At 62.5% G+C, this 14,900-nt stretch carries 12 protein-coding genes and 2 pseudogenes; 8 read left to right on the top strand and 6 right to left on the bottom strand.

Going from position 1 to position 14,900, the window contains the following annotated elements; genetic code table 11:
* Positions 1-583 precede the first annotated feature (583 nt).
* Positions 584-1,903, bottom strand: a complete 1,320-nt coding sequence (locus tag AC07SU_RS11195) for a Na+/H+ antiporter family protein (protein WP_164487975.1) — start codon at positions 1,901-1,903, stop codon at positions 584-586.
* A gap of 244 nt (positions 1,904-2,147) precedes the next feature.
* Here AC07SU_RS11195 and AC07SU_RS11190 point away from each other — a divergent pair.
* A pseudogene (locus AC07SU_RS11190) lies at positions 2,148-3,437 on the top strand (methyl-accepting chemotaxis protein); the annotation flags it as partial.
* A gap of 348 nt (positions 3,438-3,785) precedes the next feature.
* Positions 3,786-4,295: pseudogene (locus AC07SU_RS11185) on the top strand (methyl-accepting chemotaxis protein); the annotation flags it as partial.
* Between the two features lie 136 nt (positions 4,296-4,431).
* On the opposite strand, the gene AC07SU_RS11180 reads toward AC07SU_RS11185, so the two are convergent.
* The 3 genes from AC07SU_RS11180 to AC07SU_RS11170 are packed head-to-tail and all read right to left on the bottom strand — an operon-like array spanning position 4,432 to position 6,739.
* Positions 4,432-5,751 carry a sensor histidine kinase gene (locus AC07SU_RS11180; RefSeq protein ID WP_494997039.1) on the bottom strand — a complete coding sequence of 440 codons (1,320 nt, stop codon included), beginning with the start codon at positions 5,749-5,751 and terminating at the stop codon, positions 4,432-4,434.
* The gene (locus AC07SU_RS11175) at positions 5,748-6,416 is read right to left on the bottom strand and encodes a response regulator transcription factor (protein ID WP_494997038.1); all 669 of its coding nucleotides are present in this window, start codon (positions 6,414-6,416) and stop codon (positions 5,748-5,750) included. The genes AC07SU_RS11180 and AC07SU_RS11175 overlap by 4 nt, the downstream gene beginning before the upstream one ends.
* Positions 6,416-6,739 (bottom strand): PepSY domain-containing protein, encoded by a 324-nt coding sequence (locus AC07SU_RS11170; protein WP_176999311.1) that lies wholly within the window; start codon positions 6,737-6,739, stop codon positions 6,416-6,418. The genes AC07SU_RS11175 and AC07SU_RS11170 overlap by 1 nt, the downstream gene beginning before the upstream one ends.
* A gap of 150 nt (positions 6,740-6,889) precedes the next feature.
* Here AC07SU_RS11170 and AC07SU_RS11165 point away from each other — a divergent pair, with 150 nt between their 5' ends.
* The 5 genes from AC07SU_RS11165 (at position 6,890) to codA (ending at position 10,911) form a co-directional block, all read left to right on the top strand.
* The gene (locus AC07SU_RS11165) at positions 6,890-7,969 is read left to right on the top strand and encodes a patatin-like phospholipase domain-containing protein (protein ID WP_176999312.1); all 1,080 of its coding nucleotides are present in this window, start codon (positions 6,890-6,892) and stop codon (positions 7,967-7,969) included.
* A gap of 138 nt (positions 7,970-8,107) precedes the next feature.
* Positions 8,108-8,464: a 6-carboxytetrahydropterin synthase QueD gene (gene queD, locus AC07SU_RS11160; protein ID WP_003190259.1), complete on the top strand. Its 357-nt coding sequence runs from the start codon at positions 8,108-8,110 to the stop codon at positions 8,462-8,464.
* A 92-nt stretch (positions 8,465-8,556) separates the two neighbouring features.
* Positions 8,557-8,997, top strand: a complete 441-nt coding sequence (locus AC07SU_RS11155; RefSeq protein ID WP_176999313.1) for a GNAT family N-acetyltransferase — start codon at positions 8,557-8,559, stop codon at positions 8,995-8,997.
* An 8-nt stretch (positions 8,998-9,005) separates the two neighbouring features.
* Positions 9,006-9,629, top strand: a complete 624-nt coding sequence (locus AC07SU_RS11150; RefSeq protein WP_176999314.1) for an NUDIX hydrolase — start codon at positions 9,006-9,008, stop codon at positions 9,627-9,629.
* A gap of 46 nt (positions 9,630-9,675) precedes the next feature.
* A complete protein-coding gene (codA, locus tag AC07SU_RS11145; protein WP_494997037.1) occupies positions 9,676-10,911 on the top strand; it encodes a cytosine deaminase in 1,236 nt (411 codons plus the stop codon).
* 17 nt (positions 10,912-10,928) lie between these two features.
* On the opposite strand, the gene AC07SU_RS11140 is transcribed toward codA, so the two are convergent.
* Positions 10,929-11,915 (bottom strand): diaminopimelate epimerase, encoded by a 987-nt coding sequence (locus tag AC07SU_RS11140; protein WP_494997036.1) that lies wholly within the window; start codon positions 11,913-11,915, stop codon positions 10,929-10,931.
* A 344-nt stretch (positions 11,916-12,259) separates the two neighbouring features.
* On the opposite strand from AC07SU_RS11140, the gene AC07SU_RS11135 reads away from it, so the two are divergent.
* Positions 12,260-13,411, top strand: a complete 1,152-nt coding sequence (locus AC07SU_RS11135) for an MFS transporter (protein WP_176999317.1) — start codon at positions 12,260-12,262, stop codon at positions 13,409-13,411.
* A 5-nt stretch (positions 13,412-13,416) separates the two neighbouring features.
* Here the strand turns inward: AC07SU_RS11135 and AC07SU_RS11130 are convergent, their stop codons facing one another.
* The gene (locus AC07SU_RS11130) at positions 13,417-14,166 is read right to left on the bottom strand and encodes a type III secretion effector protein (RefSeq protein ID WP_494997035.1); all 750 of its coding nucleotides are present in this window, start codon (positions 14,164-14,166) and stop codon (positions 13,417-13,419) included.
* Positions 14,167-14,900: the final 734 nt, after the last annotated feature.

Raw genomic sequence — 14,900 nt, 5'->3', positions numbered from 1 at the left:
CAAAGGGCTCTTGCCCCAACACTCGGCACCTCGCTTAGGCTCGGTGTGCCCGTAATCCGACAGTGATTTGGGGGGCCGCCGCCACGCGCCATCCATGGCGCGGGGCGGCTAAACCGGCATCCCTGCCGGTTTACCCCCCAAATCCCTGCCGAATTCCGGCCAGCGTGTTTGACGGGGCGCTTCAGATCAAAATCAAAAGCAAGAGCACAGCGGCCTGACAGCCGGCTTGAGTGGTGTAGAGCAAAGGCAAAGGCAAACGCGGTCCACTGTAGGAGCCGGCTTGCCGGCGATGGTCGTTAACGATAAAGCAAAAAATCAGACAGAACGCGACACCCTGTGGGAGCTGGCTTGCCTGCGATGGCATCCACGCGGTGCACCTGTTTCACCGAGGTGCCTGCATCGCCGGCAAGCCGGCTCCTACAGGGGAATGCGGTCGGCTCTAAGGCCGCCGTGTCTGCTTTTGATTTTGATCTTAGGCGCCCCGTTTAACACGCTGGCCGAACGCAGGTTTGAATCCGTGGGTAACCCGGCAGGACGCCGGGTTAGCCGTTACCCAAACAATGGATATGTACTCAGTGCCCAATCAAAGCGTCATCGCCGCCAACCACCCAAATGCCAACAGCGGAATGTTGTAGTGCAAAAACGTCGGCACCACCGTATCCCAGATATGGTGATGCTGGCCGTCAATGTTCAAACCGGAGGTCGGGCCCAGAGTGGAGTCCGACGCCGGCGACCCCGCATCGCCCAACGCGCCGGCCGTGCCGACGATGCACACAATGGCCAGCGGACTGAAACCCAGCTGCACACACAGCGGCACAAAAATCGCCGCCAGGATCGGCACCGTGGAGAACGACGACCCAATGCCCATGGTCACCAGCAAGCCCACCAACAGCATCAGCAAGGCGCCGACACCACGGCTGTGGCCGATAAAGGCCGCCGAGGTTTCCACCAGCGAGCGCACGTCGCCCGTGGCCTTGAGCACTTCGGCGAAGCCTGAGGAGGCGATCATGATGAAGCCGATCATGGCCATCATCTTCATGCCTTCGGTGAACAGGTCGTCGGTCTCGCGCCAGCGCACGATGCCCGACACCGAGAAGATCAGGAAACCGGCCAGGGCGCCAATGATCATCGAGTCCAGCCACAGCTGAATGATGAACGCCGAGGCAATCGCCAGGCCGGCCACCAGCAGGGTCAGTGGGTTGTACTGCACGGCCACTTGCTCAACCCGCTCGATTTTCTCCAGGTCATACACGCGTTTCTTGCGATAGCTGACGAACACCGCCACCAGCAGGCCGACCACCATGCCCAAGGCCGGCAACCCCATGGCGTGGGTGACGTTGACCTGGCTGATGTCCACCCCGCTCTTGGCCACGTTGGCCAGCAGGATCTGGTTGAGGAAGATATTGCCGAAGCCCACCGGCAGGAACATGTACGGGGTGATCAGGCCGAAGGTCATCACACAGGCAATGAGGCGGCGGTCCAGTTGCAGCTTGGTCAGCACGTACAGCAGCGGCGGCACCAGCAACGGGATAAACGCGATATGGATCGGCAGGATGTTCTGCGAGGCGATCGCCACCACCCAGAGCAGGCCGATCAACAGCCATTTGACGTGGCTGCCGCCAGTGGCTTCCTGGCGGTCCACCAGCATCAGCGCCTTGTCGGCCAGGGCGTGGGCCAGGCCGGATTTGGCAATGGCCACGGCGAACGCACCGAGCAAGGCGTAGGACAATGCCACAGTGGCGCCGCCGCCCAACCCGCCGTTGAAGGCCTTGAGCGTGGCCTCGATGCCCAAGCCGCCAGTGAGGCCGCCCACCAGGGCGCCGACGATGATGGCGATGACCACATGCACGCGGGACAAGCTGAGCACCAGCATGGTGCCGACCGCGGCAATGACTGCGTTAATCATGGTTACCTCAAGCAGAAACATAAAAAACAGGCAGGCCCGCGCCCAGGCGGCCATCGGGTGGCTGCCAGCGTGCAGGCTTGAAGGAGGTCTTATTAGAGGGCGCGCACTTTGCAGCAGGCGCGGCCGCATGTCAAAAAACGGCGCCGCTTTTGGGTTTAAATTGAACGTTTAAATAATAAAGAACCGAAAAACGCGGCCGATACAGAGGCTCTCTGTGTTTTCAGGTTAAGGATGCGCCTCGATGTCTCTCAGACAGCTTTCCATTCAATGGAAAATCACCCTGCTCGCCGGCCTGTGCCTGCTGGGGATCGTGACCCTGCTGGTGGGTTTGTCGTTGTATCGCATGGAGCAGAGCTCGGAGCAGGTCAAGGCGTCCAGCATGCAGATGCTCGATCAGGCCGCCCAGGCGCGCATCGAAGCCCAGGGTGAAGCCCAGGCACTGGGCATTCGCCGTCAGTTCATGGACGCTTACCAATACGGCCACGGGTTTTCCCGCCAAGTGCTGTTTTTGCGTGAACAGGCCGAAAAACGCTTCCTGGATGCGTTCGACACCCGCGAAGACCTGACCCGCCAGGTCAAGTCGGCCCTGCAGGCCAACCCCGACTTGCTCGGCTTGTCCCTGGTGTTCGAAGCCAACGCCCTGGATGGCAAGGACGAGCTGTTCGCCAACCAGGCAGAGCTGGGCAGTAACGACAAGGGCCGCTTCGCCCTGTACTGGTCGCAGCCCACGCCCGGCAAACTGGAGTCGATGGCGCTGCCGGAAAGCGACATGGCCGACACCCGCGTCGGCCCCAGCGGTGAAAAGGCCAACGCCTGGTTCACCTGCCCGCGCACCACGCTCAAGCCCTGTGTGATCGAGCCGTACTTTTATGTGATCAACGGGCAGAACGTGCTGATGACCAGCATCGTGTTCCCGCTGATGGTCAACGGCAAAGTCATCGCTTCGCTGTCGGTGGACATCAACCTGAACAGCCTGCAGGCCGTGAGCCAACAGGCGAGCCAGAAGCTGTATGACGGCCAGACTCAAGTCAGCATCCTGAGCCCCACTGGCGTGCTCGCCGGCTACAGCCCGGACGCCAGCAAGCTCAGCCAGCGCCTGGACACGGTCGACACCGCCAGCGGTGCGCAATTGATCAGCGCCCTGGCCAGCAGCAACCAGATCCGCAGCCTGCGCACCGACCATCAGCTCAAAGTGCTGGCGCCGTTCGCGCCGATCCCGGACGGCAAGGCATGGGGCGTGTTGCTGGATGTGCCGGAGAAAGTCCTGGTGGCCCCGGCCGAAGCGCTGAAAACCCAACTGGATGCCGACAATGCCAAGGGCACCCTGCTGGAGCTGAGCCTGGGCCTGTTCGCGGCCGTGCTTGGCCTGATCCTGGTGTGGCTGATGGCGCGCAGCGTGACCCGGCCGATCCTCGGCGTGGCCAGCATGCTCGAAGACATCGCCAGCGGCGAAGGCGACCTCACCCGCCGCCTGGCCTACGACAAAAAGGACGAACTGGGGCAGTTGGCCGGCTGGTTCAACCGTTTCCTCGACAAGCTGCAACCGATCATTGCCGAGGTGAAGCGTTCGGTGCAGGACGCCCGTGGCACCGCTGACCAATCGGCGGCCATTGCCACTGAAACCAGTGCTGGCATGGAGCAGCAATATCGCCAGGTCGATCAAGTGGCCACCGCCTCCCACGAAATGAGCGCCACCGCCCAGGACGTCGCCCGCAGCGCCGCCCAGGCAGCCCAGGCCGCGCGCGATGCCGACCAATCGACCCGTGAAGGCCTGACCGTGATCGACCGCACCACCACCAACATTGGCAACCTGGCCGCCGACATGAGCACGGCCATGGCCCAGGTCGAAGGCTTGGCAGCCAACAGCGAGAAAATCGGTTCGGTGCTGGAAGTGATTCGCGGCATCGCCGAGCAGACCAACCTGCTGGCTCTCAACGCCGCCATCGAAGCGGCGCGTGCCGGTGAGGCCGGTCGCGGTTTTGCCGTGGTGGCCGATGAGGTGCGCAACCTGGCGCGCCGCACCCAGGAGTCGGTGGAAGAAACCCGCCTGGTGATTGAGCAACTGCAAAGCGGCACCGAAGACGTGGTGGGCGCCATGGGCAACAGCTATCGCCAGGCCCAGGGCAGCGTCGAGCAGGTCGGCCAGGCCGTGACCGCCCTGCGCCAGATCGGCGATGCGGTGACGGTGATCAGCGACATGAACCTGCAGATCGCCAGCGCCGCTGAAGAGCAGAGCGCGGTGGCCGAGGAGATCAACAGCAACGTGGCGACGATCCGGGATGTGACCGAGTCGTTGTCGGAACAGGCCAATGAATCGGCGCGGGTGAGCCAGGCGCTGAACAGCCTGGCGAATCAGCAGCAAGGGCTGATGGATCAATTCCGGGTGTAACGGATTGCCCTCGAATGGGGTGGCGATCCAATGTGGGAGCGGGCTTGCCCGCGATGCAGGCAACCCGGTGTGTCAGTCACACCTCTGTGATGCCATCGCAGGCAAGCCAGCTCCCACATTGTTAATCGGTGGCGTGTCAATTTTGTCGTTTGGGGAGTTCGATCAGGGCCTTCAAGCCGCCCAGTTCGCTTTCTTGCAGTTGGAGCACCCCGCCCCACACTTCGACGATATCGCGCACGATCCCCAAGCCCAAACCGTGGCCGTCGATCTGCTCGTCCAGGCGTGCGCCTCGGCTGAGCACCTGGTCGCGCTGGGTTTCGGGAATGCCGGGGCCATCGTCTTCAACGGCCACTAAGTAGTGCTGCGGCGTTTCGCTGATCGTCAGGCGCACGTCCGCATCTGCCCATTTGCAGGCGTTGTCCAGCAGGTTACCCAGCAGTTCCAGCAGATCCTCACGGTCCCAGGGCAGTTGCAGCCCAGGGGGCACGTGGTAGCTCAGGTCCAGGTGCTCGCCGTGGATCATGGTCAACGTGGCCAGCAATACGGGCAGTTCTTTTTCGCAGTCGAACAACGCGCCTGGCAGGGTTTCACCGGCCAGGCGCGCGCGATTGAGTTCGCGGTTGAGGCGCTGTTGCACCTGTTCCAGTTGATCGCGCAACAGTTTGCTCAGTTCGGGGTGGTCCTTGAGGGCCTCGCTTGAGGCTGCACTCAACAACACGGCGAGCGGGGTTTTCAGGGCATGGCCCAGGTTGCCCAGGGCATTGCGCGAGCGCTTGAGGCTGTCTTCGGTGTGGGCCAACAGGTGGTTGATCTGTGCCACCAACGGTTCCAGCTCCAGCGGCACCTGGGTGTCGAGTTGCGAGCGCTGGCCTTGTTGCAATTGGGCGATCTGTTCACGCGCGGTTTCCAGCGGGCGCAACGCACGGCGCACGGTAACCCGCTGCAAGACCAGCACCAGCAACAGCGCGGCCAGGCCGAGGATCAGGCCGACCCGACGCATCAGGCGGAAGCTCTCCCGCACGGGCGTGTAGTCCTGCGCCACGCTGATCGAGATCAACTGGCCATAGCGCTTATAGTCCGCGCGCAGCACCAGCAGTTGCTGGCCTTCCGGCCCCAATTGCAGGTTGCCTTTGAGCCCGGTCTCGGGCAGGCGGGGCAGTTCCTGGTCCCATAGCGAACGGGAGCGCCAGTGGGTATCGGCAAAATCAATGCGAAAGTAATGCCCGGAAAACGGCCGTTGGTAGGCCGGCGACAAGCGCTGCTCATCCAACTGCACACCGCCTGCCCCACGTACCAGCGCCACCAGCAGGTTCTCGGCGTCGTTGCGCAACCCCGCTTCCAGGTAGCGCTGCAACCCGGCTTCGAACAACCACAGGCTGGTTTGCGCCAGCACCACGCCGACGACCACCATCACACTGATCAACCCCAGGCTGAGGCGCCGTTGAATCGACCTCATGCGGGGCTGGCGCCAAACAGATAACCCTGGCCACGCCGGGTTTCGATCACGCTGCGGCCCAGCTTGCGGCGCAAGTGGTTGACGTGGACTTCCAGCACGTTGGAATCGCGCTCGGTCTCGCCGTCATACAGGTGCTCGGCCAGGTGGCTTTTCGACAGGATTTGTTCGGGATGCAGCATGAAATAGCGCAGCAGGCGAAATTCAGCGGCGGTCAGCTGGATCTCCTCGCCATCACGCAACACGCATTGACGACCCTCATCCAGGTGCAACCCGGCCGCCTGCAAGGTGGGCTGGTTGGCCCGGCCATGGGAGCGGCGCAACAGCGCCTGGATACGCAGGTAGAGTTCTTCGGGGTGAAATGGCTTGCTCAGGTAATCGTCAGCGCCGGCCTTGAGCCCTTCGATGCGTTCGGCCCAGGAGTCCCGGGCGGTAAGAATCAACACCGGCGTGGCCAAGGCGGCGATGCGCCATTGCGCCAGCACCTCAAGCCCTGGCAGGCCGGGCAAGCCGAGGTCGAGGATGATCAGGTCGTAGGGTTCACTGCGGCCTTGATAGACCGCGTCGCGACCATCGGCCAGCCAGTCGACGGCATAGCCCTGGCGCTGCAGGCCGGCCAGCAGTTCATCGGCCAGAGGCACGTTGTCTTCCACCAGGAGCAGGCGCATCAGTCGTCTTCCTTATCTTTGAGCAGCTCGCCGGTGCTGGCATTCAGCTCGATTTCACGCACCACGCCGTCAGCGGTCAACAGTTCGATTTCATAGATATAGCGCACCGGCCGGTCGTCGTGTTCTTCCAGCTCGGCGTCCAGCAACTTGGACCCAGGGTAGCGCTCGAACGCCGGCCCCAACAAATCTTCCAGGGGCGCGATGACCCCCTTTTGGCGCAGGCGCAACGCTTCGTCCTGCCCGAGGTCATGGGCCGCCAGGCCTGAGCTGATCAGCAGTAACACCAGCGCCACTCGACCGCCCGTGCGTCGATATACCTTCATTACCCATCCTGTTGTTCCTTGACGTCGCCACGTTAGCCGTCGCAACTTAACTGAAACTGAATTGCCACCATGGCAATTGCCGATAGTCCATTTCCCCAACTGTTGTGCGAGATTTCTTATACTGATCCGCTCGCTTCAATTGAGACTGGTATGACTGCCATCCACATCAAGTTTCCCGCATTGACCCTCAAGGCCGGCAAACGCGCCTTTACGCGCATTCGTGAGCAAGGCCTCAAACCGGCCGATGTCGGCATCCTACCCGGTGCGGCCGGCGGCCCCAAGGCCTTGGGTATCCAGGGCCTGGACCTGGCGCTGTTCGGCGACTGGCTGCCACGCATGCCGCGCGAGCGCGCGTTGATCGGCGCGTCCATCGGCTCCTGGCGGTTTGCCAGCGCCTGCTTGCCCGACCCGGTGCAAGGTCTGCTCGACCTCGGCCGCCTGTACAACGAACAAAGCTTCGCCAAAGGCGTGACCATGGCCGAAGTCAGCCGCAGTTGCCAGCGCATGCTCGACGACTTGCTCGCCGGCCGTGATGCGCGGGTGCTAGACAACCCCGACTATCGCCTGAACATCATGGTGGTCAAAAGCCACGGGCTGCTCGCCGATGACCACCGTGGCCGCCTCGGGTTGGGCCTGTCGTCAGTGATCGCCGACAACCTGCGGGGCCGCGCGCGGCTGTCGCGGCATTTCGAACGGCTGATCATCCACGACCCGCGCCAGGCACCACCGGTGCATCCGTTGCAGGATTTCCCGTCGCGCTTCCTCGACCTGGAATTGGGTAACCTGCGCCAGGCGCTGCTGGCCTCGGGCTCGATCCCCATGGTGATGCAAGGCGTGCGCGACCTGCCAGGCGCGGGCGCAGGCACCTACCGCGACGGCGGCCTGCTGGACTACCACCTCGACCTGCCCTACCACGGCGACGACATCGTGCTGTACCCGCACTTTACCGACCGGGTCATCCCCGGCTGGTTCGACAAAGGCCTACCGTGGCGGCGCAGCAATCAACAGGGTTTGCAGGATGTGTTGCTACTCGCTCCGTCCAAGGATTACCTGGCCCGCCTGCCCCACGGCAAACTGCCGGACCGCAGCGACTTCAAGCGTTTCATGGGCGATGACCCGAGCCGTAACAAGTACTGGCAAACCGCGATGAGCGAGAGCCGGCGCTTGGGGGATGAGTTTCTGGAATTGGCGGACAACAACCAATTGGGCGAACGACTCCAGCCCCTGTAGGAGCCCGGCTTGCCGGCGATGGGCGTTCACGCGGGAAACCTGAATAAACACGGCGCCTACGGAGGGACGGTATGCGCGGTGTGGGATCAAGCTGTTAAACTCGCCGCCTGCCAGATACCTGACCGAGCTGAAAATACTGTGGAAATCTTCAAAGAGTTTACCTTCGAGTCCGCCCACCGCCTGCCCCACGTACCGGAAGGCCACAAATGCGGGCGCCTGCATGGGCATTCGTTCAAGGTGGCGATCCACCTGAGCGGTGACCTGGATCCCCATACCGGCTGGATTCGCGACTTCTCGGAGATCAAGGCGATTTTCAAGCCGCTCTACGAACGCCTCGACCACAACTACCTCAACGACATTCCCGGCCTGGAAAACCCCACCAGCGAAGTGCTGGCCAAGTGGATCTGGAATGAGCTCAAGCCCCTGCTGCCGGAACTCAGTGCGATCCGCATCCACGAGACCTGCACCAGTGGTTGCATCTATCGCGGCGAGTAAGCCTCCGACTGCTGAAAAACCACCTGCGGGTGGTTTTTTTATGTCCGGCTCCCGTACAGTCATGACCTCCAGCCCACTCGGAGCACGCTGTCATGATGCGCCCTGCCAACGCCCATGATGTGGCCGCCATCGAAGCCATCGTTGAGGCCGCCTACTCGCCTTACATCACGCGTATCGGCCGCCAACCCGGTCCTATGCTGGAAAACTATCAGGCGCTTGTCGCGGCGGGAGGCGTACACGTGCTGGACAATGCCGGGCAGATACAGGGCTTCATTATCCTGCTGGATGCTCCCGACGCGCTGTTGCTGGACAACCTGGCCGTCGCCCCGCAAGCCCAGGGCCTGGGGTTGGGGCGCCAACTCATGGACTTTGCCGAACAACAGGCGCGCGACGCGGGCTACACGGCCATCCAGCTCTACACCAACGTGGCAATGACTGAAAACATTGCGCTGTACACCCGTCGAGGTTATGTCGAGACCCATCGGGCCGAAGCACACGGCCTGCACCGGGTGTACATGCGCAAACCCCTTTAGGAGCGTCCATGGAAAACACCTGGCTGGCCCAGGCCAAACGCTTGCAGGCGTTGGCCTCCACGGGGCTGCATTTTTGCACTGACGATTTTGAGCGCGAGCGCCTGGAGGAAATCGCCGAGATTGCCCACAGCATGCTGGCGCAATTGGGCAACGTGCCGCTGGAGCGCATCACCGGGTTGGTGCCGGACTTTGCCAAGCGCTATTCCACGCCGATGATCGACGTGCGGGGCGCGGTGATCGAGGGCGACCGAATCCTGCTGGTGCGCGAATTGACCGATGGCTGCTGGGCACTGCCGGGCGGCTATGCCGATATCGGCCTGTCGGCGGCGGAAAACATCGTCAAGGAGATCCGCGAAGAGGCCGGGTTGACCGTCACGGCGCAGGCGCTGTACAGCGTCACCCACAAGGCCAAGGGCATGTATCGCCCGGATGTGCGGGATTTCTACAAGCTGTACTTTTTGTGTGAACGTGTCGATCAACTGGCCCCCATGGCCGGGTTCGAAACCACCGAAGTGGGCTTTTTCAGCCTGGATGACCTGCCGCCGCTTTCCCGTGGACGCACCATCGAAAGTGACCTGGAAGCCGCGTTCGCCTTTCATCGCGGCGAGACCACCCAGACACTGTTCGACTGACCCAGACTGAACGCCTGATTGCTTTTTGCCCAAGAGGAACTTGCCCATGCACATCATCAACGCCCGCCTGCGCAACCGTGAAGGCCTGCATGATCTGCACCTGGAACATGGCCGGATCGCCAGCATCACCGCGCAAACCACGGCGCCCGTACTGGCGGACGACGACCTGGACGCTGCCGGCAACCTGGTGATCCCGCCCTTTGTCGAGCCTCACATCCACCTCGATGCCACCCTCACGGCCGGCGAGCCGCGCTGGAACATGAGCGGCACGCTGTTCGAAGGCATCGAGTGCTGGGGCGAGCGCAAAGCCACCATCACCGGGGCAGACACCAAGGCCCGCGCCAAGAAAACCATCGAGGCCCTGGCGGCCCACGGTATCCAGCATGTACGCACCCACGTCGACGTCACCGACCCAGACCTCACCGCGCTTAAAGCGATGCTGGACGTGCGCGAAGAAAGCGCGCACCTGATCGACCTGCAAATTGTCGCGTTCCCCCAGGAGGGCATCGAGTCCTACCGCAATGGCCGCGAACTGATGGAAGAAGCCATTCGCCTGGGCGCCGATGTGGTCGGTGGCATTCCGCATTTCGAATACACCCGCGACCAGGGCGTTAGCTCGGTCAAGTTTCTGATGGACCTGGCCGAACGCACCGGTTGCCTGGTGGACGTGCACTGCGACGAAACCGACGACCCGCACTCACGCTTTCTCGAAGTGCTCGCCGAAGAGGCCCGCAGCCGTGGCATGGGCGCGCGCGTCACCGCCAGCCATACGACCGCCATGGGCTCCTACGACAATGCCTACTGCGCCAAGCTGTTCCGCCTGCTGGGGCATTCGGGCATCAGTTTTGTCTCCTGTCCCACCGAAAGCATCCACCTGCAGGGCCGCTTCGACAGTTTCCCGAAACGCCGGGGCGTCACCCGCGTCAACGAACTGCTGGAAGCGGGCATGAACGTCTGCTTCGGCCAGGACTCCATCGTCGACCCGTGGTACCCGCTGGGCAACGGCAACATCCTGCGCGTGCTTGAAGCCGGTTTGCACATCTGCCACATGCTCGGTTATCGCAACCTGCAAAGCGCGCTGGACCTGGTCACCGACAACAGCGCAAAGGCCATGGCCTTGGGCGACCGCTACGGCCTTGAGCCGGGGCGCCCGGCGAACCTGCTGATCCTGTCGGCAGACAGCGACTACGAGGTGATCCGCAGCCAGGGCCTGGCGCTGTATTCGATCCGCCATGGCAAAGTGCTGATGAAACGGCAACCAGCGCAGGTGACGTTTTTATAACGCGCCTGGATGCTGCTTCAGGTTTGTGGCCGCGCCGTGCCAAACAGGCTGACGCTCAGCAAGGTGTCGCCCTGTGTCAACAAACGCACGGGCGCCGTACCTCCCGGCATCACCACCGCGACTTCGCCGCCGCCCACCCAGCCTGCTCGCCACGCCGCGCAGGCCACGGCGCTGGCGCTGGTCCCCGAAGATGCCGTGGGCCCCTCCCCGCGTTCGAACACCCGCGCCAGCACTTGATTGCCCTGCCCACGGGCAGCCCACTGCAAATTGACACCCGCTGCACACGGAACACCACCGCCCGCCGGTGGCGCGAATGCAACGGCTTTCAAGGGTTCGAACAAGGCGGGTTGATGCATTCGAGAGTTATTTGGCAGCAGCGCAGGGTCTTCGACCAATGTGACGCAATGCGGGTTGCCCACACGCACGAACTGGCTGCACGACCATTGCGGCTCAAGCGCCGTCAGTGAGGCCACCTGGCTGAATTCACGGTTCGCTGCTTTCACGCTGCCCACGTTACGGGCGCCAACCGCCTGCGGCCCGAACTCGGGCAAACCCAGTGCCAGCCAGAACCCCGCCACGTCCTCGTAGAAAGCAGGCTCCACCCGGGTGATGACCGGCGATTGCGCATCAGCTTTATCGTGATGCACCCGCAACTCGCCCCCCTGGCTTAGCAAGCCTTGGTCGGTCAGGGCCTGGGCGAAGATGGTCAGGCCATTGCCGCTGCGCTCGGCGAGGGTGCCGTCAGTGTTGACGATCAACACATCGAACGGTGCCTCGGCCTGGAACGGCCCGATCAATAGCCCGTCGCTTCGATGGGCCTTGGCATCCGCAGGGCGTGGCAAGGAGCCCCAGCCACACTCGGCGGCAATGGCTGAAGACGCCCAAGCCTTACGGGTATTCGCAGCCTCGGCGGCGCTGTCAGGAAGATTGATGCCCTGGCGTCTTAATAGGGCCGGGCTGACCACGCCATAGATATTGCCGCGGGCATCGTAGAAGTGGGTCATAGCGTGATTCACCCCAGCAGTCGCAGGCTGTCCAAGAAAAAAGAGCCACGCGATTGTGTGGGAAACCACCTGCCGAGTTCAATTCAGAGGTGATCTGGAGGGTAGCAACTCGCGTAAAAGCTCTGGGGTTCATCAGCCCTCACGAGGATTACACACCTTCCAGACCACATCTGACAAAGCCTGTGTGGCCGGCAGGCCGCCTCAGGTTCCATGTTTGTAAAAATAAAATTCAAGACCGCCGCGCCAATCCGCTTTCCCATGGAACCCGGCTCGCTCGATGCGGCCTGATGTGCAAGGATGTCGCGCCGGACATCGTTCTTTGAACGCAAAACCAAGGATTCTTCATGACTGCCATCCCCACCCCAGCGCCCGTGGTTCCCGGGCGGCTGGAACAAATGTCGACCCGCATCGCTTTTTTTATCGCAGGTTTCGGTATCGCCGCCTGGGCGCCGCTGGTGCCTTATGCCAAGGCTCGCGCGCAACTCAATGAGGGCACCCTGGGCCTGTTGTTGCTGTGCCTGGGCGTGGGGTCGATTATCGCCATGCCCGTGGCGGGCGCCCTGGCGTCGCGCTTTGGCTGCCGGCGCGTGTTGACCGCAGGGACGATCCTGATCTGCGTGGCGCTGCCGATGCTGGCGACCGTCAGTTCGATTCCCTTACTGATAGCCGCGCTGTTCCTGTTTGGCGCAGGCCTGGGCACCGTGGATTCCACGGTCAACCTGCAAGCGGTGATCGTTGAACGCGCCAGCGGCAAGACCATGATGTCGGGCTTCCATGGGTTGTTCAGCCTGGGTGGCATCGTCGGTGCAGCCGGCGTGGCCGGGCTGTTGGGGCTGGGCCTTTCGCCGTTGCAGGCAACCCTCGTGGTGATCGCCGTGATGGCCGCAGCCTTGCTCAAGGCCGGGCCGCACCTGCTGCCCTACGGCAGTGAAAGCTCAGGGCCCGCCTTTGCGATCCCCCATGGTGTCGTGCTGTTTATCGGCTGCCTGTGTTTTATCGTGTTTCTGGCTGAAGGTGCGGTGCTTGACTGGAGCGCGGTGTTCCTCAGCGCCGAGCGCGGCCTTGACGAAGCCTACGCCGGCCTGGGCTATGCCGCTTTCGCCTTGACCATGACGGCCGGTCGCCTGACAGGTGACGCCATTGTGCGCAGGTTGGGTGCCACCCGCGTGATCATGATCGGCGGCGCACTCGCCACTGCCGGCATGCTATTGGCCACGCTGTCCCCCGCCTGGCAAACCGCGTTGCTGGGGTATGCACTGGTGGGCGCCGGTTGCTCCAACATCGTGCCGGTGCTGTACACCGCGGTGGGCAAACAAAAGGTCATGCCGGAACATATCGCGGTGCCGGCCATCACCACCCTGGGGTATGCCGGCATTCTGGCCGGCCCCGCCGTGATCGGTTTTATCGCCCATGGCAGCAGCCTGAGCACGGCCTTCGTACTGATCGCCACACTGCTGGCGGCGGTGGCTATCAGTGGCAAGATCCTCAAGGTCTAGCCCCGTCACTTCGTTTTGTGAGCCTCATCCTGCTCCAGCCAGCGATCGAGGCTCTTGTTGCTCAGCCAGCCTTCCTGGTAAGGCGGACCGAACAGCCGGGCGCCATTGGCGCGCTCCAGCGAACGCAACAGGCCCGGGCGTTCGATGATGTTCTTTGCGGTATAGACACACAGCTCGCTGTATTTCGGCCGGGGCATGCCAGTCGACGGTTCCAGCACGGCCTCGCCTTGTGGATCGACGTCGTAAGGGTCTTGCATCACTGCCTTGAGCGTGACGATTTCGACGAACTGGTGGGGCTCGAAAAAATAGGTGCGATCCTTGGTCTTGTCTCTCAACTGCTCGAACAAACCTTGAAACGCCTGGACCACCTGGGCATTCCCTTGGGCATGGAAGGGATCCTGGCTGTACACGCTTGGAGAGCTGTTACCTTGCAACGCGGTAGCGGCCCGAAGGCTGTCGCGGGTGATATCGCCCTCGCTGCTCAAGATTGCATCGCTCAACCGTGGGCGCTGGAGAATCTCCCTGGCGACCTGGATCACCCGATCCAACGCATCGTTGTCACCCAGGCTCAGGGCGGCAACCTGCTGCAGCGAAGACCGGGTCAAGCGCCCGTCTTTCAGAAACGGATGCAACATGTCATAGCCTTTTTCCAACGTGGCGGCCAATTGCTTGTCCGTCGAGAGGGCTCCAGGTTGCGAACAGTTCGCCCGCGCGACCGCAGGGTTCTGCAGCGCACGCAGGTGTCGAGTCGACAAGGCTGTGCGCAACAGCGCTGGCTTGCGAGGTGCGCTATCCCCGGCAAGGTCTTGAACCCAGGTGGCCCCGGCTGCGTCGTTCCAACTGCCAACTGGGGCCGTGGGGGGAGGCTCGGCAGGTCTTGGCACCGAACCGCCCAGGACGGCTGGCCAAACGTGAGGCAGTGAACCCTCGATAGTCATGCGGTTTCTCCAACTTTTCTCTTATGCGTACTGACCCGATGAGCGCCATCGAAATGGCTGGGATCAGGAAATCGGTCCCGTGGGTCGAGCTGCAATGTATGTGGTTGGCTAAACCCGACAGTTCCGGATAACGCACGAATACCAATTTCAATATGTAAAAAATCGGGCCGTGGGGTTAACCCCACCGGTGTCCACGCCACCAGGCCGCCAAGCCACTGATCAGCGTTGCCAACGCAAAACCTGCGGGTTTCGGCGGTTTGCTGCGAGACGTGCAAGGTTGCCCGGTGGGCAGCATGCCCCGGGAGAAGTCATCGGCGACCGGGGCCTGGAATTTGCGCTGCCCGACAAAGGCTTTCATTCGACGGGCCTGGGCAGCATGTTCACTGGGCAGCACCAGGGGCGCCGGCAGGGCGACATCTCCCTTGGCCGTGGGCGTGTCTGCTGCACCGACCCCGCACAAAGGCTCACGACAGATCCTCTGCGAGGATTGAAACGAGGTAGCAGTCATCGGTTGGACCTGACTCTGAGTCTGAAAGACAGCCGGCAGCATC

Source organism: Pseudomonas sp. GW821-FHT05H12 (assembly GCF_059419385.1).
This window is presented reverse-complemented; position numbering and strand designations above follow the sequence as displayed.